This window comes from Vibrio sp. NFR (assembly GCF_027587095.1).
Lineage (GTDB): Bacteria > Pseudomonadota > Gammaproteobacteria > Enterobacterales > Vibrionaceae > Vibrio > Vibrio harveyi.
Map to the genome: position 1 here is coordinate 42,609 of NZ_JAPPTN010000015.1, position 24,447 is coordinate 67,055.

General features: G+C 44.6%; 25 protein-coding genes. 13 read left to right on the forward strand and 12 right to left on the reverse strand.

All coding sequences use genetic code 11. The features are described 5' to 3' along the window. The first annotated feature begins 197 nt into the window (after positions 1 to 197). The 7 genes from OH463_RS22310 (at position 198) to OH463_RS22340 (ending at position 9,735) form a co-directional block, all read left to right on the forward strand. Positions 198 to 551, forward strand: coding sequence for a hypothetical protein (locus OH463_RS22310; protein WP_029790234.1), 354 nt, complete (start codon positions 198 to 200; stop codon positions 549 to 551). A 12-nt stretch (positions 552 to 563) separates the two neighbouring features. Beyond that, positions 564 to 1,913, forward strand: coding sequence for an HlyD family type I secretion periplasmic adaptor subunit (locus tag OH463_RS22315; protein WP_039977085.1), 1,350 nt, complete (start codon positions 564 to 566; stop codon positions 1,911 to 1,913). A gap of 3 nt (positions 1,914 to 1,916) precedes the next feature. Next, positions 1,917 to 4,148, forward strand: coding sequence for an ATP-binding response regulator (locus OH463_RS22320; RefSeq protein ID WP_269992695.1), 2,232 nt, complete (start codon positions 1,917 to 1,919; stop codon positions 4,146 to 4,148). Continuing rightward, positions 4,123 to 5,547 carry a TolC family protein gene (locus tag OH463_RS22325; RefSeq protein ID WP_017821589.1) on the forward strand — a complete coding sequence of 475 codons (1,425 nt, stop codon included), beginning with the start codon at positions 4,123 to 4,125 and terminating at the stop codon, positions 5,545 to 5,547. The genes OH463_RS22320 and OH463_RS22325 overlap by 26 nt, the downstream gene beginning before the upstream one ends. Beyond that, positions 5,537 to 7,123: an ATP-binding cassette domain-containing protein gene (locus OH463_RS22330; protein ID WP_041053448.1), complete on the forward strand. Its 1,587-nt coding sequence runs from the start codon at positions 5,537 to 5,539 to the stop codon at positions 7,121 to 7,123. The genes OH463_RS22325 and OH463_RS22330 overlap by 11 nt, the downstream gene beginning before the upstream one ends. Further along, a complete protein-coding gene (locus OH463_RS22335; RefSeq protein WP_269992700.1) occupies positions 7,120 to 9,258 on the forward strand; it encodes an ATP-binding cassette domain-containing protein in 2,139 nt (712 codons plus the stop codon). The genes OH463_RS22330 and OH463_RS22335 overlap by 4 nt, the downstream gene beginning before the upstream one ends. A 108-nt stretch (positions 9,259 to 9,366) precedes the next feature. After that, positions 9,367 to 9,735 carry a hypothetical protein gene (locus tag OH463_RS22340; protein ID WP_005453700.1) on the forward strand — a complete coding sequence of 123 codons (369 nt, stop codon included), beginning with the start codon at positions 9,367 to 9,369 and terminating at the stop codon, positions 9,733 to 9,735. A gap of 63 nt (positions 9,736 to 9,798) precedes the next feature. On the opposite strand, the gene OH463_RS22345 is transcribed toward OH463_RS22340, so the two are convergent. From OH463_RS22345 to OH463_RS22375, 7 genes are all read right to left on the reverse strand, one after another. Then, positions 9,799 to 10,689, reverse strand: coding sequence for a sigma-70 family RNA polymerase sigma factor (locus OH463_RS22345; RefSeq protein ID WP_104026728.1), 891 nt, complete (start codon positions 10,687 to 10,689; stop codon positions 9,799 to 9,801). A gap of 290 nt (positions 10,690 to 10,979) precedes the next feature. Beyond that, entirely contained in the window at positions 10,980 to 12,239 is a 1,260-nt protein-coding gene (locus OH463_RS22350) for a hypothetical protein (RefSeq protein WP_269992703.1), read from the reverse strand. Continuing rightward, positions 12,232 to 12,945, reverse strand: a complete 714-nt coding sequence (locus OH463_RS22355) for an ABC transporter ATP-binding protein (RefSeq protein WP_009699547.1) — start codon at positions 12,943 to 12,945, stop codon at positions 12,232 to 12,234. The genes OH463_RS22350 and OH463_RS22355 overlap by 8 nt, the downstream gene beginning before the upstream one ends. Further along, positions 12,945 to 14,180 (reverse strand): ABC transporter permease, encoded by a 1,236-nt coding sequence (locus OH463_RS22360; RefSeq protein ID WP_269992706.1) that lies wholly within the window; start codon positions 14,178 to 14,180, stop codon positions 12,945 to 12,947. Before OH463_RS22360 ends, OH463_RS22355 begins: the two co-directional genes overlap by 1 nt. Then, complete coding sequence (locus OH463_RS22365; protein WP_269992708.1) at positions 14,170 to 15,399, reverse strand: ABC transporter permease; 1,230 nt, start codon at positions 15,397 to 15,399, stop codon at positions 14,170 to 14,172. The genes OH463_RS22360 and OH463_RS22365 overlap by 11 nt, the downstream gene beginning before the upstream one ends. Positions 15,400 to 15,465: 66 nt before the next feature. Continuing rightward, on the reverse strand, positions 15,466 to 16,212 hold the full coding sequence (locus OH463_RS22370) for an outer membrane lipoprotein-sorting protein (protein ID WP_269992710.1): 747 nt from the start codon (positions 16,210 to 16,212) through the stop codon (positions 15,466 to 15,468). Positions 16,213 to 16,329: 117 nt separating this feature from the next. Continuing rightward, complete coding sequence (locus OH463_RS22375) at positions 16,330 to 17,772, reverse strand: transporter substrate-binding domain-containing diguanylate cyclase (protein ID WP_269992712.1); 1,443 nt, start codon at positions 17,770 to 17,772, stop codon at positions 16,330 to 16,332. A gap of 363 nt (positions 17,773 to 18,135) precedes the next feature. Here OH463_RS22375 and OH463_RS22380 point away from each other — a divergent pair, with 363 nt between their 5' ends. Further along, complete coding sequence (locus OH463_RS22380) at positions 18,136 to 19,299, forward strand: threonine/serine exporter family protein (RefSeq protein ID WP_005453681.1); 1,164 nt, start codon at positions 18,136 to 18,138, stop codon at positions 19,297 to 19,299. Here OH463_RS22380 and OH463_RS22385 read toward each other — a convergent pair. Beyond that, positions 19,296 to 19,562 (reverse strand): alternative ribosome-rescue factor A, encoded by a 267-nt coding sequence (locus OH463_RS22385; RefSeq protein WP_005453679.1) that lies wholly within the window; start codon positions 19,560 to 19,562, stop codon positions 19,296 to 19,298. The genes OH463_RS22380 and OH463_RS22385 overlap by 4 nt on opposite strands. Before the next feature lie 368 nt (positions 19,563 to 19,930). Between OH463_RS22385 and OH463_RS22390 the strand changes: the two genes are divergently transcribed. From OH463_RS22390 to OH463_RS22400, 3 genes are all read left to right on the forward strand, one after another. Next, entirely contained in the window at positions 19,931 to 20,140 is a 210-nt protein-coding gene (locus OH463_RS22390; protein ID WP_005433440.1) for a cold-shock protein, read from the forward strand. Positions 20,141 to 20,213: 73 nt separating this feature from the next. After that, positions 20,214 to 20,759, forward strand: a complete 546-nt coding sequence (locus tag OH463_RS22395) for a YaeQ family protein (protein WP_005453677.1) — start codon at positions 20,214 to 20,216, stop codon at positions 20,757 to 20,759. Further along, complete coding sequence (locus OH463_RS22400) at positions 20,746 to 21,288, forward strand: hypothetical protein (RefSeq protein WP_050907326.1); 543 nt, start codon at positions 20,746 to 20,748, stop codon at positions 21,286 to 21,288. The genes OH463_RS22395 and OH463_RS22400 overlap by 14 nt, the downstream gene beginning before the upstream one ends. 352 nt (positions 21,289 to 21,640) lie before the next feature. Here OH463_RS22400 and OH463_RS22405 read toward each other — a convergent pair whose 3' ends face one another. The 4 genes from OH463_RS22405 to OH463_RS22420 all read right to left on the reverse strand — a co-directional run bounded on the left by OH463_RS22405 (position 21,641) and on the right by OH463_RS22420 (position 23,643). Then, positions 21,641 to 21,871, reverse strand: coding sequence for a hypothetical protein (locus OH463_RS22405; protein WP_172581415.1), 231 nt, complete (start codon positions 21,869 to 21,871; stop codon positions 21,641 to 21,643). Between the two features lie 154 nt (positions 21,872 to 22,025). After that, positions 22,026 to 22,325, reverse strand: coding sequence for a hypothetical protein (locus OH463_RS22410; protein ID WP_050935923.1), 300 nt, complete (start codon positions 22,323 to 22,325; stop codon positions 22,026 to 22,028). Between the two features lie 283 nt (positions 22,326 to 22,608). Further along, positions 22,609 to 23,025 (reverse strand): GNAT family N-acetyltransferase, encoded by a 417-nt coding sequence (locus OH463_RS22415; RefSeq protein ID WP_050935299.1) that lies wholly within the window; start codon positions 23,023 to 23,025, stop codon positions 22,609 to 22,611. 147 nt (positions 23,026 to 23,172) lie between these two features. Then, entirely contained in the window at positions 23,173 to 23,643 is a 471-nt protein-coding gene (locus tag OH463_RS22420; protein ID WP_050935675.1) for an RDD family protein, read from the reverse strand. A gap of 223 nt (positions 23,644 to 23,866) precedes the next feature. Between OH463_RS22420 and OH463_RS22430 the strand changes: the two genes are divergently transcribed. Next, entirely contained in the window at positions 23,867 to 24,112 is a 246-nt protein-coding gene (locus OH463_RS22430; protein WP_050933375.1) for a type II toxin-antitoxin system CcdA family antitoxin, read from the forward strand. Further along, complete coding sequence (locus tag OH463_RS22435) at positions 24,112 to 24,429, forward strand: CcdB family protein (protein ID WP_050936517.1); 318 nt, start codon at positions 24,112 to 24,114, stop codon at positions 24,427 to 24,429. The genes OH463_RS22430 and OH463_RS22435 overlap by 1 nt, the downstream gene beginning before the upstream one ends. The last annotated feature ends 18 nt before the right edge of the window (positions 24,430 to 24,447 follow it).

Here is a 24,447-nt window from a genome sequence, read left to right on the forward strand (position 1 = left end):
AGCCTCCGTTGCCATTAGCTAACTGATCGTGTTTAGAGGCAGTAAAGGACACCATTCTGGAAAACCAACTTTTTTATCCAACTTTTTTCATACTCATGCTGTTTAACCAGAAAGAGGTAAAAAAAATTTGAAAACGCAATTTAAAGATCCTTAGTTATTGTCATTAAAGCAATTAGGGCGGTGGAACAATGATAAACATGACGAATCTGTTGCGCTCAGTCGACAACAGCCACAAAGGGCTGCAATTGCTATTGGGAGATTTTTATAAGGATTTCAGCAGCGCGGCGATCAACATCGAAATGCTGCATAAACAAAACCGTTTTGAAGAGCTGAGCGGCTACTCAAAAAAGCTGAAAACCATTCTGGTCCTGCTTTGTGATGATGATTTACCACCCAAGATGGCAAAGCTAGAACATTTAAGTAAGCACCACTTTCCCGCACCTAATGAATTGATTGAGGACATCAAAACTGAGCTCAACAACGTGAACAAACAAATAAGCCAGCTGTTAGATATCGAGAACTCTATCGATGACAGCGCAGATGATGAATAACCGGGGTGGATCATGAGTAACAAGCAGATCGAGCACCACCTCAGAAAAGCACTCGTTTCCAATAACGAGTCTTCGAAGGTGACCGCAGACGATACGATCGTGCTAGCCAGTGCGATGACCAGCGTACACAAAACATTGCTGGTTATCTTTTTGCTTTCAATGGTGGCGATCGCCGTGGCGTCTCAAGCTCGTATCGACATTGTGGTGTCGGTGCGCGGTGAGCTATTGCTGGAATCTGACGTAGAAAAAGTGCAACACCTTGAAGGCGGTATTCTCGAAGAAATGTTAGTGCGCAAAGGCGAAGTGGTTTACGAAGGTCAACCTATTGCGCGCATTCGCTCTTTGGATAGAAACACTCAACTCGATACGGTGAACACAGAAATCATTCAGCTCGAGTTAGATAAACTCCGTTATGAAAGCCTGCGCGATATGGTAGAGCCCGATTTCTCTGCCTACATCGAAAAATATCCAGAACTGGTTCAGGTAAATATGAATACCTGGCAGCAAGAGTTTTCCAAAAACCGATCTAATGAAGAGTTGATCACTCACGACATCAACCACAAGAACTCGTTGATTGATTCTATGCTTAAGCGCCGCAAAAGCTCCGAGAGCCAGCTTTCTTTGATTCGCAAGCAGCTCAATATCAAGAACACCTTGTACAAAGAAGAAATGGCATCTTATGTCGATGTTCTGAATATGCAGGTTCAAGAGTCAAACATGGTGCGTGAGATTGAAAACCTCGATGAGTCGGTCATGAATGAACGTTTCCAACTCGACAAACTAGAGAAGCAATACCGAGACTTGGTGGAAAACCGCAACTCCGAATACCAAGCACAAATCATTCAAGCGAAGAAAGATCTTAAGCTGAAACGCATTCTTCGTCCTCAGCACTCAGACAAAGTGGATCGCCTCGTTGTCTACGCACCTATTGATGGCGTGGTGGATAAAGTGCACTTCAACTTTCGCTCTGCGGTGATACCACCGGGTGAAAGTATCGCGGACATTGCGCCGATCAATAACTCCCTTCATGGTGAAGCGAAGATTCCACGTAAAGACATGGGCTTTGTTGAAATCGGACAGGCAGTCAAAGTGAAGATGGACACCTACAACTTTGCCAAGTACGGATTTTTGGAAGGTCGAATCGCGTCGATCAGCCGTTCGTCCTATGAAGAAGAGGACGCTGAATTCTACCTCGCTGAAATACAGATCAGCCAAAACTATCTAGAGCGCGGAGGCACACAATTCAAGCTGTCCCCTTACATGGAATTCACCGCCGATGTGAAAACAGGGTCACGTCGGGTTATCGAATACGCAGCGAAGCCAGTTATGTCGGCTATCGAAGACGCGTTCGATGAGAGGTAATGGATGAGTAACAAGCCTTCCTACAATATTTCCGTTCCTGTTATGCGCCTAAGCATTGCTTTCAGCTTGGTGCTGGCTGCCCTCGCCTTCTATTTGTATTTGTCTTGGGAAAAAGTGGATTCAGTGGAGCAAGTGCAAAACGCGCCTCTATTGGTTCAAGCTCAACAACTCAACCAAACCATCGAACTGGATATCCAAACGCTTCAACGCTGTTTAGCCGCACGTTATTGCAGTACAACAGAGCTTGATTTTAAGGTTCTGAAAAATGAAATTGATCAGTTTAAGTCTCTCGCATCACTCAACAAAACCGAGTTTAGCTTGGTGGGCGCGACCGAATATACGCAGCTTGAACTGGCGATTAATCGCTTCTCGGACAGCTCAAAAACACGTGACGATGTGTTGGCACTGTATCTCTCGCTCACCAACAACTACCTACAAATGGACGACAACTATCGCACCATGTTTAACAACCATGCGAGCGACCTAATGATAGAGAAAAACGAGTTCTTCATTTGGTTGTTTATGGTCGTTGTCGTGCTGGTTGGTATCGCCGTCCTGTCAAACTTGGTGGCAATCCTTAAACTGAAAAAATCCAATTCGAATGAGCGCGACATTGACCAAGAATTCGATGGGCTTTATCAAGAGCTCAAACAACTGGATTTACAAAGGTTGGAAGAGTTGCTGAATGAAGTGAGCATCAATCCGAAGCAGCGTCAGATCTACTCTCACTTAAAACTGATTTTCAGCAAACTCGAAGAGCAAAAACGCAATAACGATCTCTACAAACAGCTCTATGCTCTGATTGGTTACGAGATTCGTGGCATCACCAACACCATTAACGGCGGCGTGCAATATCTCGTGCAAGAGACCGATGAGAGCGGCGTTTTGATGGCGCAAGATATAACTTCGGCTGCCAATACCCTGTCTGAATTGGCAGAGAACTACAACCGACTCATTTCACAAGGGACCGAGAGCAAATCGAAAGAGTTTTCACTGCTGAATGTGCTGTCTGAATTGATGATTCACATCAGCTCCAAAGTGCAGCGAAATGAAGGTGAGCTAGACTGCTTTATCTCGGATAACTTACCAAACCGTGTTGAAGGACAGTCCACCAGCTTATTCTGGGTGTTGTTCCTTCAGCTATCGAATGCCATCCAACTCAAAGCCGATAAGAAACTGTTTGTCACTATTGAATCGGGCGCGGCGTCAGACATTGAAAACACTCGCCTGACCATCAATCTAAACTTCTTAACCACACTGGATGTGCCGTTTGCCAAGCTCAATACCCTACACTGGAGCGACCATAAACAGCACACTGCAACCAAAGACGATTTGGCGAAAAGCGTACTGAAAGATTATGGTTATTACGAGAGCCATTGGTATCAATCGGGCAATCAGGAACGTTTTCAAATTCAGCTCGATTTGAAAGCCAAAAGCTTCCACACCGAAAAAACTCGCTTCGACAATAAACGTTTGTTGCTGTGTGCCAACTCTCAGTTGCGTATTGATGTGATGAACAAAATGTTGGTCAACTTAGGATTAGAGATCACACCAATTCGAACCCCGAACGAGCTCTTCTCTGCTGCAAAAACCTTTGGCGAATACGATGCCATCATGCTGACCGACACGTTCGAGCCAAACAAACTGCCCTCACTGAGCAAAACGGTGAAATCGCAACTGCGCAATCACCCGAACACCAAGTTGCTGCTTTCGGTCACTAGCACTCAGCAAGCGCAAGAGAGCCATACCTTTGTCGACAAGATTCTGAACTCTCCTGCGATTCCGTATGAGTTTATCCCCAATCTTTTAGCAATCATGGAAGCGGAAGCCTCAGAAGATCAGATGGAGAACAGCTCATTCCTGATTGTTGAGGATGACCGTGTTCAACAGATTCTACTCAAACGTATTTTGAGCAAGCAAGAATACGAAGCCGACACCGTTGGCGATGGCGCAGACGCTGTTCAGCACTTCATGAATCAGCGCTCGGACATCATTTTTATGGACTGCATCATGCCTGGTATGGGCGGTATTGAAGCAACCAAACGCATTCGACAATACGAACAAGAGAGCGGACAAAACCCTTGCACCATCATAGGCGCGACAGCATTGACCAGCAGTAATGAACACCAAGCTTGTATCGAAGCTGGAATGGATTACGTGATCAGCAAACCTTATAAAAACGACGAAATCATCAAGGTGATCAACAAGTATGTGGCGGTACAGAAACTTAACTAGCTGCGTATTGGCAGCGCTTACATTGAGCAATGCTCCTTCGGCAATGGCGACCACCTTGCTTGAGGCGGTCAAACTCGGCTTGGAAAACAATTTATCTCTGCGCGCTAGTGACAAAGGCGTGGAAGAAAACGAATACAACATCGACATTAGCCGTTCTAAGTTCCTGCCTTCTTTAAACGGTGCCGCTGATACTACATGGAATGAAAACGAGACCATATTAACGGGAACACCAGATACGCGCTCTAGCTACAACTCAAACAGCTACAGCGTGTCTTTATCCCAATCGGTGTTTAACCTTGGCGACATCTTCAAATACGGCACCGCGAAGCTGGATTTCAACATTGAAGAAATCAAGCACGAGAACAAAATCCAGAGCACCATTTCTGAAATCGCGACGCAATATTTCGAGTACCTGAAAAACAACGCGCAAATCAAAGCCACCAAAGTAGAGCTTAAATCGTCTGAAACACGTGAGCGCCAAATGCGTCGTAACGTGGAACTTGGCAACACTGCGGCGAGCGAGTTATATGAAGTGATTGCTCAGAAAGAAGGCATTGCCAATCGCTTGAGAACCTTAGAGAAAGATCGACGTGTGATTTTGAACGGTTTAGAGATTCAAGTTCAATACCCAGTCACCCCATCGCAGGACATCTACGAAAGCGTGCCCTTGGCGGAAATCAGCGAATCCGAGCAACGCGCAATTCTTGAACAAGCTTTGAAGCTCAATAACGACTTACTGGTTGCGAAGAAAACCGTAGAACGCAGCCGAAGAGGCTTGAAAGAAAGCGGTTCAAACTTTGTGCCGACCGTGTCGCTCTCTGCCAGTTACCGTTATGACGATGCGAACAACTATGACCGAACCGACCCCACCGCAACAGGGGACAGTAACTCCACCAGCGTCGGTTTGAACTTGAATGTGCCGATTTTCTCCGGCGGTTCAGATTACTACGGTTATCAAAAATCGTCGACTGCCATCGAGCGAACCGAGCTACTGTACCAAGATTCTTTGTTCACGACGCGCAATAGCGTTAACACCTCGGTACTCAACATCAATGACTTCTCCCGTGCCATCAGCAGTTACGAGAACATCATCCGAGCCAACTACGCTTCCTACAAAGGCATTCAGCGCGCTTACCAGCTTGGTACGCGAACCATTACCGACTTACTGGCAGCGGAAAGTAAACTGTTTAGCGCACTACGTGATTACGAGAGCGCGCGTTATGACTACATCATTGAATCGATCAATCTTGAGCAAATCAAAGGCATGCTGTCGGTGCAATCCATCGAAAGCATCATGCAGTTGATGAGCGATATCGAAGGCAGAAGCAATCAAGACTTAGTTCCAAAACACCTTCTCTCCAAACCATCGATTAAGAAAGGAGGTCGCAATGCAAACTGAGCATTTTTCCCAGAAGATTAACTTTGCTGACAAGTGTTATCTGACTTTCTCAACGGTCATCTCAACACTGTTTGGTTTAGTGTTGCCCTTTTCGATACTGATTATTTTTGACCGTGTTTTACCTAACCAAGCCAAAGACACGCTGTTTCTTCTGTTTGCCATTATCTTGATCACCATCTTCCTCGACTATCACCTAAAGAATCAGGAAGAGAAGATTTCGTCGGTGATCATGAAGCAGTTTGAAACCAACTTAACTAACAAAGTGTTTCAATCCATCTGTTTGGCTGAGATATCAAAGTTTCGTCGCCTAGAACCCGGTGAATACCTAGAGCGTATTGCCACCATTCCAGAGATTAAATCCTTCTTTGGCGGAGAATCTGTACGGGCATTGATCAACCTTGCAGTCAGCATACTGACCATTCTGATTATCGGTCTGATCAACATCTGGGCTGGGGTGACCATCTTACTTGCCTCCATCGTTTTGGCGGTGTTCGCGCTGAGCCTGTCTAAGCAAAAAATCAACAGCCTAGAAAACAAATCCGACATCGAAGGCTTAACCACGTCGAAAATCATCGAGATCATCTCTAGCCCCCTTGATATCAAAGCGCGCAATATGGAATATCGCGTTGAGAGCTTGATGACACAAATGGTGGAAGAGCGTGAAGTCGAGAACATCAAATACGAGCAGATCGAATCGAACTTCAGCCTTATCTTGTCGCTCATACAACAGCTCTCCATTGCTTGTGTGGTGGTAGTTTTAGCAACGGCAGTTATCAACATGCAATCTAGCCAAGGCATCATGGCAGCTATCATCATGCTTACCAACCGCTACTTCGCCCCATACCAACAAGTGATGCGCACGGTGAGCCGCTGGGAGTTGAACAAGCTTCATATTCAACGTATCGCCGAACTGCTTGAACTTGCTGCATCTGTAGAACAACAAAATGACACGACAGAAGTCGAGCGTATATCGGTGAAGTATTCGGAAAAGCAACGCATCGAGTTTGAACGCGGTCAGGCTTACTTGCTGACGGGGAAAAGCGGCGCAGGCAAAACCCACCTCGCCAATTGCATTACGCGGCAAAACACCGACAGCAAGCTCGATATCCAAATCAACGAGACACCGCTTGATGACGTCAATTACAACGTCTGGCGCAATAGCGTGCTCATGGTCGACAAAACCAGTTCGTTCGTTGAAGGCACCATCATCGACAACTTGACTTGTTTCCGCCCGAGCTTAAACAACACCGCATTTGCGCTTTGCGAGACTATGAACATCAAAGCACAAATCGATGCCCTTCCCGCTGGTTTTTATACCGAGCTTAAAGGACATTTACGCAACCCATTCTCGCGCCAAGTTGCTTATGCCTTGTTGTTAGTGCGTGCCTTGCTTGCAAACAAACGAGTGTTGATCTTCGACGACATCGACTGTGTTTATGACGACGACTTTGCTCGATTGGTTTTGACCAGTACTGCGTATCGCGCCAACGACAAAATCCTCATCATCGTCAGCAACAAGATGGACAAACTCAATCATCGCCTCAAACGCGTCAAACTTACCGGAGGTGACCAATGAGTATTTTGGTTGATTTTAATAATGTCCCTCAGCGCTTGTTGGACTTTGAGGCTCGCAGTTATGACGAGCGATACAATCAGTCACCTTTGATTCGTGGTTTGGCTTACACCCTCATAGCGCTTGAATGGGAAGGCACACCTTCTATCCTCAGCGACGCTTTTATCCCTAAACCAAAAGACAGCGACAGTTTTATCGCCACCATTGAACGCCTTGGTTACCGTTGTGACGTCACCAAATTAAAAACGTTGGAGCACATCGAGGGGCACCCTCATCCTTGTTTTATCGAGATAGAAAACCTCACTGCGATTTTCTTGGGTACCAAAGACGGCAAACTGATCCTGTTTGATTACACCAATAACAACACCATTGAATACCCGCTCTGCAAAAAGCCATGTTTGTTGGTCTCGATCAGCGAATACTCGCGCTTGTTCCGAGAGCCGCCACCAGAATCTCAAGACCGCAGTAACTGGATTAAATACGCGTTTTATCGCTACAACAATGAACTCAAAAGCTTGATTATCCTCAGCTTCGTGATCAGTATCTTGGGCGCACTCCAACCCTTCTTTATCATGAGTGTGTACAACTTCGCATTGACGTCTAGCTCGCAAGCCACGCTCTATTGGCTCACCTTGTTTGCGGTGATTGTTGGGTTCTCGGAATACTTTTTCAAGAAGATGCGGGTCAACATCATTGCCACGTCAGGTAAGGATTTGGCGGTACACATTTCTCAAGCGGTTATATCCAAGCTGCTATGGCTCCCGTATGCGATGACATCCACCGCCGGCGTGTCTTCTCAGTTGGCACGTTTAAAAGACATCGACACATTCCGCCGATTAGTAACGGCAGAATCAACCTTGAGCTACTTCGACATGCCGTTTGTTATCGTGTTCATTGTCGCGATTGCCATCATGTCAGGAACCGCTGCATTGGTCGTCATGGCGGGTTTGATTCTGATGTTGGTGTTCTGTGTTTATTCTCGTTACATCTACTCACAAGCCACGTCGAAGAGCTCTCGCGCCAACGCCATGGTTTCTTACCAATGGAATGAGATTCTTCGCGGCATCAAAACCATCCAAGGCTTGCCTTTGCTACGCGTTATTCAATCTCGCTTCAGCGCTTCACACATGCAAAGCACCAACGATGCAGAAAACGTTTCGGTGACCAACAGCAAGGTTCAAGCCGCAGGTGGTAGTTTGATTCAGGTGATAGGTACCGCAAGTATCGTGACCGCGGTTATTGGTGTAATGGATGGCACGTCTGACGCTGGTGCCATGCTTGCAACCGTAATTTTAGTCTGGAAGGCGTTAGGTCCGATAATGGGTATCTACAACTCCATATCCAAATTCCAATCCATTAAGGCGTCCTCTGCGCAAATCAACAACCTTATGGCAATGAATGACGACAAGCTAACGTTAGAGAAAAGCCCACCTATTCGCCTCTTCCAAGGCAGTATTGTCGGCAGCGGTGTGAGCCATCGCTACACTGGCGCAGCAACAGGCTTGACCAATCTCGGGTTTAAAATTGCCCCAGGGGCGAAAGTGGTGATTTGTGGACCAACAGGTTGCGGCAAAACCACGCTAATCTCCATTCTTGCGGGTTTAGAGGATAGATACCAAGGCGCAGTGTCGGTAGACGGTTACAACATCAAACAGTTCAACAGCTATCGCTACCGAACGTCAATTAACTACATCCCATTTAATTTGCATATTTTTGAAGGCTCTTTGGAAACTAACTTCATCTTGCATAATGGACTCATCCCTACAGAAAAGATGCAAGAGATGGTGAGCTTTTTCGAACTCGACGCATGGTTACCAGAAGGATTGAACACTCAGCTAAGCGTAGATAAATGCAAGAATTTACCTAACGGTATTCAACAGAAATTGCGCCTCGCGCTGGGGCTTGGAAGCTGTGAACAATCACTGATCATCATTGATGAGCCATTTAATGGCGCTGAGCAAGAAAATGCCCAGTACTTCAACCGCTTGTTCACCGATAAATTGCTAAACAAAACCGTGGTGTTCTCTACCAATGATCCGGGCTTGATCGCCACTTCTAACATGAGCTTGGTATTAGAGCCAGACGGCAACTTGAAATATTTTGGCTTAACAGACAAATACTTAAACAGCTTAAGTTAATACTGTGGCGCTTATTCACAATTAACTCTTTAATCAGACAGATACAATTGACAAAGATATAAACCAGAGAGATGATTCGACCGAGATTTAGAGGTATTTAGGATTCAGATGTATACATTTGTTGCTGACAAATTGGATGTGGTTTATTTATCAGCGATACCGGAAAACCACGCATTGCAGGACTTTGATGTGCCTGAAGAAGAACTCGAAATCCGCGAGATTGTCGAGGTGTGGTACGAGTGTGCATTTTTGCCTGATTTCAATCTCGAGCAAATCGACATCGCAAACAAAGCGGAGCTAGTGGCAACACAAACTCAAGTGGTGAACAACTACACGAGTACTCTAGCTTTCTTACTCAAGAGCAGAGTGTATCGAGCAGCCCTTAACCGCATGTTGAGCATCTGGACACTGGAACCCTCCGCAAAAGCACAACTTGAGTTACTGCTTTTTGCCGAAGAACAAGCAAAGACCAACTGAGCAACACGCAGATAGAAAAAAGCCAGCAATGACGCTGGCTTTTTAGAAGCTATTGAACTGGTATTACACCCATCCATCAAACTGAAGACGTTTCTGTATTCGCTCTACTGCCTCTTTCTGCATTTGTCTCACGCGTTCGTTAGAGACATTCAGTAAGTCCCCAACTTCAGCTAATGTTTTCACGTTATGTTCAAATAAGCCGAAGCGATGAATCAGCACTTGCTGCAACTTCACAGGCAATGTGTTAACGACGTGTTCCAGTGCTTGAGTAAAGCAATGGTCTTCGCAATCTTGCTGTGGATCTGTTGTGTATTCGCTTTCACACTGTTCGAGCACAAATGGTGCATGATTAAGGTCAACAGTCGTTGAAACATCGATAAAGCCGCTCAACGCGACTAACTCATCAACACGCTCTACTTTTACGCCTGAACAATGGGACAACTCTGAAATGGAGATGTCTTTGCTCATGGTTTTGCTCGCATCGTGCTTTTTCGACGCAAGGCTATTTATCTCTTTACATACGTGAGCAGGTAAACGCACCGTGCGACCGTTGTTCATTAATGCCGCTTCAATGTTTTCGCGAATCCACCACACTGCGTAAGTTGAAAAACGATAACCCGGCTCAGGATCATACTTGTCGATGGCTTTGATCAAGCCAATGTTGCCTTCTTCAATCAAATCAAGCAGCGTGAAATTGTTGCCAGTACGTTTTAAGTAGCTTTTGGCAATCTTCACCACTAAACGTAAATTAGATTCGATCATCACCTCGCGCGCTTCTTTATCCCCCGCTCGATTGAGTTTGGCATAATACAGTTCATCTTCTCGAGAGAGTAAATCAATCCCCACGATGTCTTTTAGGTAATGTGCATAAGGATCTTTACCTGCAGAAAACGTTTCTTTCATTGGCATCTCATCCGTGACACCTCGGGACCTAGCAAAACACTCGTTGTTCATTTCCCCGTCCTTATCAGCCAACTTTACTGGTGTAGCTCTTTGGCTACTTTTCTCCGTGGCTCAATTAATATGCCACCCAACGAATAACATTCGTTTTACGTTGAGTGTAGACAAGGCTTTTTAGCTTTACCAAGAAATTGCATTTAATTTCATATCAACCCTGCACTCAACTGTCAAAGCGTGAGCGGGTTGGGATTTATGGAGCAACATTCAGTATCGTATTTACATCAGAGTTGATAGAAGAGTTTCACTTACTAACCATTAGATAAATTCATTGTTAAAACATATATTTAAAAACTGTACTTTACATTAGCAAACAACAAAGTCGCAGGTACTTCGCCAAACAAGCTGCCATTGCTACCGTTAAAGCTTTGGATTACCGTGAGCAATTGCCAGTCATTAGCGAGGGAGTAGTTACTCGATATCCCAAGGAAATAGGAATGATCATCGTAGTAACTGGTTGAGAGCGTGACGCGGTTTAAAGGCGTTAAGTCAAAGCTCACATCGGCATACCATGTATTTCGTGTAAAGCTCAACGTTTTTGCATCAAGAGGAAGATTCAAATACGCCAATGCGTTTGATGCATCTTGAGGTTCAGAGATAAATAACCACGCTGCACGCCCCATCCAGCTGCGTTTGCCGCCAAAGCTGTAATCCGATTCAAAACTGGCAACCGTGGTCTTTTTGGTCGGTTCACCCTCAAATTCTGGATCAATGGGATCAAACCACGTGAGCTCTCCACGAAAACCCGCATCAAACACATCCGTTGCAAAACCAGCGCCGAGTACGTAATCCATCCGAGCTCGCCCAGCAATAAACTGATAATCCCATCCCGATTGATTGGCGAAGTAACGCAGTGAGGCACTGTCTTGTCCTGACTGACGAGCTGGTGAAAACACCAAATCTACCCCATCGGCAAAACCTAATTTTCTGCTCAGCATGACCGCATCCGTGCCTGCTCGCTCTTCATAGTCAAAATCGTAAATCGAATACGCATTGTAGATATCGTTTGGATTCCATATCGTATTCATCGACCAATTGATACGAAAGCGCCCTAGTTGCGCTCCCCAGTCATCTTGCTGCCAAGTGAGATATAGACGATCAAGCTGACTGTTAATGACCACATCATCTTCATGCCAGTTTTTGCTTAAATCCATGTAACCAGAGTCCAACGCGACCAAATCGGCATAGCCAGGAAAGTCGGTAGAATCGCCCCAAAGAGCTCGATTTCTAAGCCCAACATTCACACGCCAGCTAGAGGAAAAACGGTATTCAAAGTTAAGTCGATTGTGTATCAGGTTATCGAACGTATTATCAGTGCCATCAGGAACACTGTAGGTTGCCATGTATTTGATGTAGCCATCCAAATCCCATGACTTTTGAGGCTCTAATCCGGGGACAGCAGACAAGGCATAACCAGCCTGAAGACTAAGCAATGAAAGACTTAACGCCTTAATAAACACTGCATTTACTTTTGTTCTGGGCAAGCAAGTATCCAATCGGATAGCTTTAGTGCAAGTCGCAGACAAATAAGAAACAGCTCTATGCATGCGACCTCTCTGCGCGATTATCGATATTGCTGAAATCACGCGCCAAACGACCGTCTTCAAATACGATAATTCGGTGTGCACGTTTTATCACCCGCGGATCATGGGTCGAGAAGATAAACGTCGTTCCCTCTTGTTCGCTAAGTTGCTCCATAATGTCGAGCAGCTCCGCGGTGCTTTTGGCGTCTAGATTGGCAGTGGGTTCGTCCGCCATGACAAAACGAGGCTTCGGCGCTAGGGCACGAGCAACCGCAACACGCTGTTGCTGCCCGCCGGACATCTTACCTGGCACCTTATTCATCTGTTCCGCCAATCCCACTTGCTCAAGTAAGGACGTCGCACGTTCACGGCACTCTCGCTCGGTTTTACCTTGCAGCTGCATGACGAATTCCACATTCTCAAGCGCGGTTAACACAGGTAACAAACTGTAGTCTTGGAAGATGAAGCCTATATTATCGCGACGATAGGCAATCAGTTCTTTTTCTGACATCGATGAAATCATGCAACCGTCGATTTCCACTTTGCCAGAGCTTGGGGCATCAATACCGCCAATCATGTTCAGCAACGTCGTTTTACCCGAACCAGATGGTCCCATGATCGCAACAAATTCACCCTGCTTAATCTCCAAGTCTACCGACTGCACTGCGTGCACAGGGTAGTCACCATCGGCGTTGTAAATCTTAGTTAGGTTTTGTAGTTTGATGGTCATTAGCTTTTCTCCGCCATGGCATCCACAGGTCGATGCTTCAAAATTTGTCGTGCGGGATACAGGGCGGCGATAAGGCTGGCAACAAAAATTGCGACAATGATCATTTGATATTCCGCTATTGATACCCGTGGATAAAGCAAGGTATCCACGCCATAAGCCCCTAGCCCTTCCGCCATACCAGCCAGCGACAATCCGGTAATACTCAGCACCTTGAGCATAATTGCACTCCCGAGCAACCCAAGCGCACAACCGCTTAATCCGAGGAACAAGGTTTCAAAAACAATCAACAAGCGTATCTTGTGTTTTTGCATGCCGACAGCCATTAACACACCGAACTCTCGTGTGCGTTCAAACACCGACATCAGCATGATATTGATGATGCCAAGGGTCATCGCCAGCACAAACACCACGAGCATCACTTGGTTGGAAACATCCATCGTGCTCATCATGGTGGAGAGCAAAGGCTGGATCTCCTGCCAAGGTCTCACACTGAGCAAGCCTTTACTTTCCGGCGGCAAAATAGAGTGAGTGAAAGCCAGTAACTGCTTGAGCTCAGCATCGTTATTAGAAGTAAGGAGTATCGCAATTTCGTGCGTGCCACTCAGCCCCGCTACCTTTTCAAGATCCGCTTTTCGGACGTAAACATTCCCGTCATCAAACCCTGTTGATGGTGTTTTGAATATACCTCGAACACGAAATGCCGCACCTGCAACCTCCCCATTCACATCAGATAGAGTAAGTACGACTTTGGAGCCGACTCGTAGCTTCAATCGTTCGGCTATTTTGCTCGATACCAAAATCGGGTTTCTGCCCTCTTCGCTCAGCCATTCTCCGTCGACAATGTGTTGTGAGAGTGGCGTGATGTTTTGCTCTTGATCGATATTCACGCCATTGATGCGAATACCACGCGTGCTGCGCGCCGACGCTATCATGCCATCTGCTAGAAATCGCTCAGAAATGGCTTTCACTTCTCGGTTACTCGCCAACACTTTGCTTATCTTTTCCGCATCGGGAATCACATCTTTTAGCTCAGGATTGACCAAGTAGGACTTTTGCTGGATCTGCAAATGACTGGTTTGCCAAGAGATGGCGTTCTTAATCATGCTATCGACCAAGCCATTCATGAATCCCATCATGGCAACCACGCCCATCAAGCCAAATACCATAGCTCCGAGCATAATTGAGGTTCTCAACTTGTTGCGCCACAAGTTACGCCAAGCCAACTTAACCAGCATGAGCACCTCCTTTTAACCCTGCTGCAATAGGCATTCGAAACATGCGAACCATTGGATAAAGCAAACACAACAAAAGAATCAACAGCACGACTACGATTTGATTGAGTAGTAAATGTGGGTCGAGCGAGACGGGCACAATAGGTTCAAAACCACTTTCGCGCATGAGCTTGGCAGCATCGCCGGTAATTTCGATTGGATTAAAGTAGAAATACCCCAACACAGGAGCACTCACGATAAGCCCAATAATGATGCCAATGACGGACATAAACAGAGACTCTATCGTGAGCAGAAGGACGAGTTTGGAGCGCAGCATTCCGGTTGCCAACATGACAGCGAACTCACGTTGGCGTTCCAATGTTGTCATCAAGATAGTCGCAAACAAGCCAAAACCAACAATGCCGTAGAGAATGTAAATCAAGAAAATGCCACCCGCTTTATCTAAGGCGATTTGCTGTGCCATTTCTGGCGACAACTCTTTCCAATCTTTCACGGCGACATTTTTGCCATACTCGGCTTTAAGCTGTGCGACGGTATTGGGTAAGGCTCTTAAACTCTCCGTATTTAAAACCCACGCGGTGACTTGGTCATCCAATGAATACAGGCTTTGCGCTGTATCGAGCGGCATGTACACCAACTGAGAATCAAGCTGCTGCAAAGGAAAATGAAGAATGCCCGAGATTTGATACAAACCTGCCGCGGTCTGTCCCCTATAACCGACACCGTAAAGCACCAATTCATCGCCAACCTTGAGTTGCAAATAATTGGCTAAACCACCACCGACTAGCACTGATTTTTGCCCTGATTGGATGTAGCTTCCCTCAATCAATTTGTCACTGATATTGGAGTACTGATCTTCAGCTTCAGGCTCAACGCCTAGTACCATCACGCCTTTCGAGCGTTCATCTTTTGCGGCTAAAGCAAAAGATTCTACCCGAGGTAATACCACATCAATATTGGGATTGTTTTTCGCCGCGGAAATGAAAGAAGCGGTTTGTGGCAAGACATCATCAATGCTGGAAGAATCACCAAACTCGGGGTTTTGCAGTTGAATCAACCCGGTATAAAACTTGGCGGCATTTTTGATATTGGACGTGTAACTGCCTTCTTGAAACGCTCGCGTAATAAGCGAAAGAAACAACACCAATGCCAACGCAGACGCCGTCAGTAGTGTCCTGCGCTTTTGTCGCCAGAGGTTTCGCCAAGCCAGTTTCACAAGCATTGATTCGCTTCCTTCCGTTGATGTTTGATTATCCGTTTCTTCTTTTAGCCGTTCATTTATCCAAACTTAGTCGCGCAGCAATTTCATCTGTTGCTGAGAGAAAAAACTGTCATCGATATCGAAATCAAACTGTGCTTGGTGGGTGATGAGTACGGTTTTGTTCTCTGGCTTATCAAGCGGCTGCATTTCCATTCTGGTTGCTAATTTTCTCCCGCCGAGCTCTTTCACATCATAAGTCGTCATAACGTTCACTCGTTCATCAAACTCATCGTAGAATTCTACTTTTCGCTGTAGGTAGGTCGATTTGGAAATCCACAACGTTACTTTGCTCCAAACCACAGGAGCATCTGGCTTTGCAACGGCGTCTATCACCCAAACCTTGTCGCCATCAAACGTATCCTCGCCTTTTAATTCATGTTGATAATCGACCACGATAGAAGACTGGTTGATCAAATCATCGTTGGTGAAGTCTGAGCCCATCCACGATTGGCTCAACATAGATGGCGCAATTTTGATGACGCGTTCAATACTCGGCACCCAATTCCACATTTCTCTTTGTCGCTTTAGAGAAGCGCTGCCCTTATCTTTGGCTGGCGCCGTGACCAACACCAAAGACAAATCCGTCCCTTTGGTCCAACTCTTCATGGTCATCGACCGAGTCCAATCAGGACGGATGATCTCCATGGTAGATTCGGTATAACTGGAATCGCCGCGCATTGCTTGATCTGACTTTTGCACGATATCAAAAGCACTTTCAGCCACAGCAGTAAATGAAATGGACCAACACAATAGAGATAACAAACCAGTACGCATAACCGTCCTCGACACTGAAATCCAACACTATTCGCGTCATAAATGACAATAAAAACAGGGAGTTCAAATCAGTATAGCAAGGAGAGGATGAAGGTCAGCGAGAGCTCGCTCAAAATTTTATTGGGCTTTACGAAGTAATGGTTCCACTTTATTTCTGTTGATGATTTGGAATACAGCGCAATTCTTCCCATTTGCCTTGCCATGGTACATAAGTTGATCAGCATCTTGCAGGCTTGGTTGTTCATCAAATTTTGGATAATACGCGCACCCTAAACTGATACTCACGCTAATCGTTTGTCCATCTAAGGTCACTGGTGCGCAATTTACTTGGGTGCAAATTGTACGAGCAAGAGCTTCTGCTTCCTCAGCAGAGAGCGAAGCCGTTACTAAGGCAAACTCTTCACCACCAATGCGCGCTAAAGTCATTCTTTCATCGATGACAGATCTTGCTGTATTCGCGACAGCAACAATAGCTTGATCCCCAACCAAATGTCCAAATTGATCATTGATGGATTTAAAGTCATCAATATCAAACACCATCACGGTCAGGTTTCTTTTTACTGTACTTAACGTCGCTAACCTTTCTATCAAGTGACGTCGGTTATAAAGTTTAGTGAGAGGATCTGTAAGTGTGAGTTCAAAAAGTTGTTGGTTCACCAAAGTAAGCTGCCGAGTACGCAAAGCAACCGTACGCTTAAGTGAAAAAATATGGAACATGGCAGCAATAATCAGCGCAAAAACAGCGAGTGGAGCAAGATACGCTGGATAGACAGTTTTAACATGAATCCAACGACTGAGGATCCGGTCCTTATTTGCCTCCATGACTATCTCAAAATTCCTCGATACCTCTTCAATCGACTTTGCACTGCCGTCACCCGTCGCGATTCTTAAATCTTTGCTGTAAAGATGCAATGCGGGTAAGAAAGTCACCGAGTCAGGTGTTGTTGCCATGTAGAAATTGGATACCTGGGTATCAGCTACAAACAGAAAAATTTGCTTACTCGTAACCGCTTTTAGCAACGCATCATTATTCGAAAACAACCGTATTGCCGCGTTCGGATAGTGTTTACGAACGAAAGTCTCTTCGTATCCTCCTTTCACCAAACCAACTTCCATTGCCGATTCACCTTTCAGCACCGATTCCACGTCAATTCCTAGCAGGTCACTGTTTACATAAAGTTGAGTATCGATAGGCATAATCACTGTGCCAAAGTTCAGATACTGGCTGCGCTCTGCAGAAAATATCAATCCAGCATGAATATCTGCTCGTCCCTCTTTTACTGCTAGTAAAGATTCTTCCCAGTCAAGCAAAAGAAATTTCACATGAACATCATTTCGAACGGAGTACTCGCGCCAGAAGTCAATTAAGATGCCTTGAGGCTCACCATCTGGCGTAAGGTATGAGAAGGGTTTCCATGCTTTTGAATTAGCAACAACCAAGGTACCTTGCTTAGTTTCGTGCCCATAGACTGCGCTGGAATGGAACGCAACAATAAGCAGCAGAAACATGCCAAATATTGTGTTTTTCCAATCATTAGTACTATAACGCATGAAGGTCATACCTACTTCTCACTAACCTACCCTAAAGGGCTATCTAAGACTTAAATAGAACTAAAGGTATAGCAGAGGTTCTTTCTTTAGGTAGCAACTCTTATTGATATGAATCTAAATTAGTACCTTTACACTGAAAAATGGCACTTTTACATTAGATTATTTTATAGAATCATCACGAATTGTTATGAATTTAATATGAATAAAAGTTCGAAACTCCGGGTTTCTCTGGGTTGAGCCTTTTAGCGACATGAGTAACACCTGACACAGTCCACAAAATCACACAAAAAAGTTAATGATTATTCGCTCGACAAGAATCACTTTGTTAACTTACGCGCAATTTTTTTGTGACCCGAAATTTTCGCTTTCGCCATGCCTTCTCAATATAGAATTAACAAAATCGTCGAAATTGGCGATACGCTGCATCGTAGTGGCTGTGCGCCTTACAAAGTAGAGAAATACACTCAGCACTACGCGCAAAAACATGGCGTGGATGTGATGATTCAAGCCACGCCAACCGCGATCAATTATCAATTTCCAGATGATAACAATGCAGTGGTACTCAAGCGCTTGAAACCAGCTTCAATCAACTTAAGTTTGCTAGCTAACACCATCATTCGAATCAACCAACCGAGTAGCGAACCCGTCCCAGAGCCTGCTGGATATCCTTCATGGGTTATTGCATTGGCGAATATGGGCATTCCACCCGCGTACTTGATGCTGGTCGGCAGTACTTTAGAAGCGGTCGGCTTTGCTTTTATTCTTGGTTTTATGGTCTGGGGATGCCAGCAAGTTTGCCGAGCGAGACGTGCAATTGCAGTTGAGTTCATTGCAGCTTTGTTCACAGGTATTATTGTTGCGTACCTGTCCAGCACTGGACTGCCGATCCCTGTTTGGGCGCTATGTATCGCAACGATTGTCTTATTTGTACCCGGACTCTCCATCGCTAACTCCCTTGAATGTCTCGCGTTTAATGATTTGGTATCAGGGACCAGTTTATTGGGGCAATGCGCTCTCACGCTGATCAAGTTGTTTGTTGGCATTACCATGGGGCTCAATATCGGTGAAGCCATTTGGGGACAAGCGCAATCCATCGCCTACACCAATGAAATCCCGATTTGGATGCACATTAGCGGACTATTCTTAATTTCCGCCAGCCTTGGGGTGATCTTTAACGCTCGCCCTATCGACATTCTGCTTGGCTTACCCGTTGCAATGCTGGGCATGTGGGGACCTTTTTATCTTGGTTTCGAAAGTGGCTGGGTTGTGGGGACTTGGGTAACTACAGTTCTGATTACATTATACGGAACTTGGATTGCGAAAAAGATGGAACTGACTGGCTCTATCTACATTGTTCAAGGCATCATCATTTTGGTTCCGGGTAGCCGCGTCTTAGTAAGCGCAAGCCAATCCGTGTTTGAACAATCTATTTTACCCATTCCAAGTATTGGTCTGTCTGCGCTGTTTATGTTCTCTGCTATCGTTGCGGGGCAAATCACGGCTTACTCAATTTACTCTCCAAAAATAGAACGCTAAAACCCCCTCTCGCCATCACCTTCAGATAAGAAAAAAGCCCTATTCAAAATCCACTTTAGTGAGAACTTTGAATAGGGCTCTTTGCCTCTATGTTTTGCTTTCCGATTGAAGCTGCCTTTGCCTTTTTTGGCTTTCACAACCCGCGTTCTAAACAGTTGACTAGTGACGACAGCTTTAAGTGCGTTGTCTTTGATTTCCCCTCTGCCAAACTCGGTATCTTGATTCAATTCATTTGGCTGAGGATTAGATTTGTTCTTTACCATACTTCCTCCTTAATGGTCGAACCAGATTGGACAATAATTAGGGAAAATAGTCAAATTTGTATAATAAAATTCATTTTATTCTCCAAAAACTTCACAACAACGTCATTTATTTGAAAATTCATCAAAAATACACCGTATAAAAAGTGACTAGATACAAATATTTGCCCTTGATGGGTCGATATATGTTGACTATACCCGTAATTAACCTAGACTCGAACACGGCTAGAAAGAAAGTTCTTTGTTTTCACATTTCGTTGGATTACTCGTAACTCCCCCGTCCTGTGGTACGCAATAGCAATTTATTTTTCCACGCTATAAGCGCCGATTAGGCGAAGATTTACATAAAATTAGATATTTAGGAAATAGACATGTCTAACAAAGCTACTGGTACAGTTAAGTGGTTCAACGAAACTAAAGGCTTCGGTTTCATCCAACAAGAAAACGGTCCTGACGTTTTCGCTCACTTCTCTGCAATCCAAGGTGACGGCTTCCGTACGCTTGTTGAAGGTCAGAAAGTAGAATTCGAAATCACTCAAGGTCAAAAAGGTCCACAAGCTGAGAAAATCACTCTAGTTTAATCCTTTAAGATTTTGATATGGTAGCCAGCTTTTAGCTGGCTATTTTTTTGCCCTTCATTTATCGATACTTCCTATGGCTCTAAAACCAACAATTTACAAGTTTCGTATCGCAATCTCTGATATGAACAACGATTACTACGATTCAAAAAATCTTACTATCGCCCTTCACCCTTCTGAAAAGCCACAGCGCATGTTGGCTCGTATTTTCGCCTACTGCTTGAATGCACAAGATGATCTTGAGTTCACTAAGGGTCTATCTACAACAGAAGAACCAGATTTGTGGCGTGTAGAGGACGACCAATCTATCACTCACTGGATTGAGATTGGCGAACCAGAACCAGATCGCATCAAGAAAGCGACCCGTTTGGCTAAGAAAGTAAAAGTCTATACCTACAACACCAAAGCCTCCGTTTGGTGGGATAAGATGGCGGGCAAATTTGGCATGCTTCCAGTGGATGTTGCAAGCCTTGACTACGATGCTATCGACTTGATTTCACAACACCTTGACCGTGGCACTAGCCTATCTGTTATGATTACCGGCACCTCTATTTTCGTTGATATTAACGAACAACACGTCGAAGTGACGGTGAAGGAATTACAAAGTAATGACGCCTCTTAATGAACTGATCCAAGAAATGGGGTTCAAAAACATTCCCTTCGTTAATGAGCATAAGGCTGCAAGGCGACGTTGGACAAAAGAACAAGCCCCATTGTTCATTAGAGTCTGTGAAAACAAGCCTGACACAGCCCCTGCGCTGCATATGCTTGGGCTTTTGACTAAATCTCACATCGAAGCCAGCGCCCTGTATGAACAACATGCCACCTCCACTCACCACATGCAGCAAGTGTTGAACGACACGCTTGGTGAAGAGCACGCGGAAAAGTTCACCAATCAGTCGGCCGAAGACTTAGTACTGGTGACGCATTTATGGCTGTACACCCAAGGCTATCTAAATATGGATTTTAGCCTTGCTCATGACCATGCAGAGCAAACGCAAAATATCCTACAACATGAGTTAGTGATTAAGCGCATGGATTTGGATGCTTTTCGTACCGATTTAATGCAGAGTTTCTATCTTGGTAAAGAAGCTAACCCAGTAAAAGCAAGCGGGCTATTGGGTTGGGTAAAACGTCTATTTTCCTCATAAAATACATGGTTTTGTCAAAACCAAACACCTGATAGACTACGCCCTTTCATGCAACGGCTTTCTACGCTCAACGACTTCGTTACGTAAGTTCGTTGCATGACATACAAGGACACTCATCCACTGAACATCAAGGGATCATTATGAAGTTTATCCGCCGAACTTCATAAAAAACAACAAACACAAATAAAATCAACAAGTTAAACAACAATAAACACAGTAACTAAACATCAAAATAGTAAATGAAACCTCTATTTGATAACCAAAGCCCAGACACACATAAGCATTCCCAAATCCTTCAATAACCGGGTCTAAATCAGACTCAAATGCTCCTATCGGTCTTGGTCAATCCTTGTTAAAGCGACCCAGCGAGTTCATCCGTAAAAGTGATGCCACTCAAACCATGCTCAAGAAAAACCTCTACGAACTTCTGATTACAAAACAAGTTCGAGGCGTCATCTAACTTAGATTTAAACAACATCTTTTTGTCAATATCGCTTCGCTCTTTGTGCGCCTGGCGACCACACCGACCTGAATAATCACCATGGACGAGCATACGCTCAGTAAACTGGTCGCCAGCGTGCATACATGGTATTCAGTACCAAGGTAGGAGTGATTACCTTACTAGAGCTGTAAGCAGTCAGCGTCAGTTTCGAAATTCGCGACTCGGACTGCACGCCTATACCACATTGGCGTCCTTGTCGCTGCATTCTACAGAATGCGTCTAAGCTGGCTTTTAATTACGTTCTATTGACGATGAATGATATGGCAACAAACGTTGCTATCATTGCTGATGCCCCAAAAACGATTGATGCAAAAAAATAACCGAGTATCACATTCCAATCTTTCGGGGGCTTGCGGCTTTCAACTAAATCTGTAGCTATTTGTACAAAATAGTAACCGTTGTAAACAAAAATAAGGGCTAGGCATATCGCTGCGATTATAAGTAAAAAAGCCACAATATAGCCTCTGCTTAGTATTATTGCCGCGACGACAGTCCCTACGACACAACCTACCGCGATCTTGTCAGCTCTATCCATTTAGTCTCCTACGCTGTCAGGGACTGCTGACAAGTCGAAACGGGTGGCAGTGTGCGTTTTAACTCCATACTCAACAACATAGCTACCATCGTGACAACCTTCATATCCGCGTTCCCTTTTGTTGTCCGCTTGTTACGTTACGATCAACTAAACATTTGCTTTACATATAACTTCACACACTTACTTAACTGTTGGTTATATTAATGAGTTCTTATTTTTGCACATAAAGTAGTGAAAATGCCACGTGTTGCGAATCGCCATTAAACAGTTTGTTAGATGCGCACTAAATGTTGTCACAGCTTGAAGAATTGAAAGAAAACATCCGAACTTCGTCGCGAGAAATCCAGCCTAGTCTTTCGTAAAAAGACTGCGCATTGATGTTTTCATTTGCAACGAATAGATGCGTTTTGGCTATGCCTACTTTTGATAGAGCTTCCACTGCTGATGATATGAGCTTGGCACCAACGCCTTTGCCTCGGAAAGTTGAATCAACAGCCAGATGCTGAACATAACCTCGACGACCATCAGTCCCAACTAAAATAGCACCAATAATATTGTCACCATCCAATGCAACGAAGCTCAGGTTAGGATTGCGTTTTAGGTACTTACCTATGTTTTCCCTTGAATCTGCATCTCGTAACAACATCGCTTCTGTTGTTGACCATAAGCCGATCACTTGTGAGTAATCTGAGATATCCATTTCTCTTATCACGACGGATTTTCCTCTAAGTACAAACCGCTAAATTAAGGAGTGAACAACGCTAACACCATACCTAACCCATTGTGCTATAAGCAATAAACTAACTGTTAGAGTGCCACGCGTTGCGAATCACTCTTAAACAGTTTGTTAGGTGCGTTTTTCGAACTCTACAGCCTCGACACTACGATCTTTAGGTCGAATAACAACCGTATTGGCTATCAGGTCGTGCCAACCTTGTTTTTTACCGTTGAAAGCTACCCAGATAAAACCTAAACACAAAGGTATGGTACTAACGTAATATGCTAAATACCTAATAATTGACTTACTCGTTGAAAGTGCTTCACCCGTTTTGGCATCCACAACTTTCAACTTTAACGCAATTTTACCAGGTGTTGCTGAGCGATATACCCAAAATAGCACTGTCGCTATGAATGGAAACACCCAATTAAGTAAAAGGTCCCAACCACCAAGGATAAAACCCTCAGACTCGAAGTAGTAATTACCATATATCCAATATAGTAGTGGCATGGTCAACATAAGAAATAAAATTGTATCGATTAAAGCCGCTCCAAATCTTACCCAAAAGCCTGCATACTCAAACTGATTACTAAGTTCCATAACCTTTCCTATTTATTTTAATATGGGCTGAATAGCCGATAGCCGCCCAACTCCCAATTAAGGTATGAGCAAAACAATACCGAAGCCACTGCATACCACCTTAAACACTAAACCCAACATATTGGAAAGTTCCACGCATTGCGAATCAATCTTGAACAATTTGTTATACCTCTAACTTTCACCTATACTCAATGCGCACCATTAATACGCATAGGATTGATTCATGAGAAACACATATAACACACACGCACCTAAAAAGGCGACAAACCTTAGTCTAAACAGTGAGTTACTCGCCGAAGCTAAACGCCTAAATATCAACCTATCAGCCACAATGGAAAAGGCTTTGGAAAAAGAAGTAAAACAGCAATTGAAAGCCGAATGGTTAGAGCAAAATGCTGAAGCTATTGAAGCTTGTAACGACTTAACTGCAAAACACGGACTATTTTCCGATTCATACCGAGTATTCTAATGTCACAATTTACGCTTTATAAAAACAACGATAAGCGCACCGCTAGCACTTATCCATATTTTGTTGATGTCCAAAGCGAGTTGCTAGATTCACTGAATACTCGCTTAGTCATTCCTTTAACTCCAATCGAGCTACTAGAGAAAAAAGCCCCTAACCATCTGTGTCCTACAATCCATATTGATGAAGGTGACTTTGTGCTTCTCACTCAACAAATGGCTAGTGTACCTACTAAAATCCTTACGACCCCAGTCAACGAGCTCAGCACGTTTAGAAACGAAATCATCGCTGCTATCGATTTTTTGATTACTGGCATATAACGCCTTGTTTAAGGTTTG

Excerpts from the sequence above, each read along its gene's own strand:
- OH463_RS22385 (WP_005453679.1), bottom strand. The coding sequence starts at position 19,562 with ATGGTAAAGAACAAATCTAATCCTCAGCCAAATGAATTGAATCAAGAT.
- OH463_RS22310 (WP_029790234.1), top strand. The coding sequence starts at position 198 with ATGACGAATCTGTTGCGCTCAGTCGACAACAGCCACAAAGGGCTGCAA.
- OH463_RS22400 (WP_050907326.1), top strand. The coding sequence starts at position 20,746 with ATGACGCCTCTTAATGAACTGATCCAAGAAATGGGGTTCAAAAACATT.
- OH463_RS22335 (WP_269992700.1), top strand. The coding sequence starts at position 7,120 with ATGAGTATTTTGGTTGATTTTAATAATGTCCCTCAGCGCTTGTTGGAC.
- OH463_RS22435 (WP_050936517.1), top strand. The coding sequence starts at position 24,112 with ATGTCACAATTTACGCTTTATAAAAACAACGATAAGCGCACCGCTAGC.
- OH463_RS22330 (WP_041053448.1), top strand. The coding sequence starts at position 5,537 with ATGCAAACTGAGCATTTTTCCCAGAAGATTAACTTTGCTGACAAGTGT.
- OH463_RS22390 (WP_005433440.1), top strand. The coding sequence starts at position 19,931 with ATGTCTAACAAAGCTACTGGTACAGTTAAGTGGTTCAACGAAACTAAA.
- OH463_RS22355 (WP_009699547.1), bottom strand. The coding sequence starts at position 12,945 with ATGACCATCAAACTACAAAACCTAACTAAGATTTACAACGCCGATGGT.
- OH463_RS22420 (WP_050935675.1), bottom strand. The coding sequence starts at position 23,643 with ATGGAACTTAGTAATCAGTTTGAGTATGCAGGCTTTTGGGTAAGATTT.
- OH463_RS22315 (WP_039977085.1), top strand. The coding sequence starts at position 564 with ATGAGTAACAAGCAGATCGAGCACCACCTCAGAAAAGCACTCGTTTCC.
- OH463_RS22340 (WP_005453700.1), top strand. The coding sequence starts at position 9,367 with ATGTATACATTTGTTGCTGACAAATTGGATGTGGTTTATTTATCAGCG.
- OH463_RS22405 (WP_172581415.1), bottom strand. The coding sequence starts at position 21,871 with ATGCACGCTGGCGACCAGTTTACTGAGCGTATGCTCGTCCATGGTGAT.
- OH463_RS22430 (WP_050933375.1), top strand. The coding sequence starts at position 23,867 with ATGAGAAACACATATAACACACACGCACCTAAAAAGGCGACAAACCTT.
- OH463_RS22320 (WP_269992695.1), top strand. The coding sequence starts at position 1,917 with ATGAGTAACAAGCCTTCCTACAATATTTCCGTTCCTGTTATGCGCCTA.
- OH463_RS22375 (WP_269992712.1), bottom strand. The coding sequence starts at position 17,772 with ATGACCTTCATGCGTTATAGTACTAATGATTGGAAAAACACAATATTT.
- OH463_RS22370 (WP_269992710.1), bottom strand. The coding sequence starts at position 16,212 with ATGCGTACTGGTTTGTTATCTCTATTGTGTTGGTCCATTTCATTTACT.
- OH463_RS22345 (WP_104026728.1), bottom strand. The coding sequence starts at position 10,689 with ATGAACAACGAGTGTTTTGCTAGGTCCCGAGGTGTCACGGATGAGATG.
- OH463_RS22360 (WP_269992706.1), bottom strand. The coding sequence starts at position 14,180 with ATGCTGGTTAAGTTGGCTTGGCGTAACTTGTGGCGCAACAAGTTGAGA.
- OH463_RS22325 (WP_017821589.1), top strand. The coding sequence starts at position 4,123 with ATGTGGCGGTACAGAAACTTAACTAGCTGCGTATTGGCAGCGCTTACA.
- OH463_RS22350 (WP_269992703.1), bottom strand. The coding sequence starts at position 12,239 with ATGCATAGAGCTGTTTCTTATTTGTCTGCGACTTGCACTAAAGCTATC.
- OH463_RS22380 (WP_005453681.1), top strand. The coding sequence starts at position 18,136 with ATGCCTTCTCAATATAGAATTAACAAAATCGTCGAAATTGGCGATACG.
- OH463_RS22410 (WP_050935923.1), bottom strand. The coding sequence starts at position 22,325 with ATGGATAGAGCTGACAAGATCGCGGTAGGTTGTGTCGTAGGGACTGTC.
- OH463_RS22395 (WP_005453677.1), top strand. The coding sequence starts at position 20,214 with ATGGCTCTAAAACCAACAATTTACAAGTTTCGTATCGCAATCTCTGAT.
- OH463_RS22365 (WP_269992708.1), bottom strand. The coding sequence starts at position 15,399 with ATGCTTGTGAAACTGGCTTGGCGAAACCTCTGGCGACAAAAGCGCAGG.
- OH463_RS22415 (WP_050935299.1), bottom strand. The coding sequence starts at position 23,025 with ATGGATATCTCAGATTACTCACAAGTGATCGGCTTATGGTCAACAACA.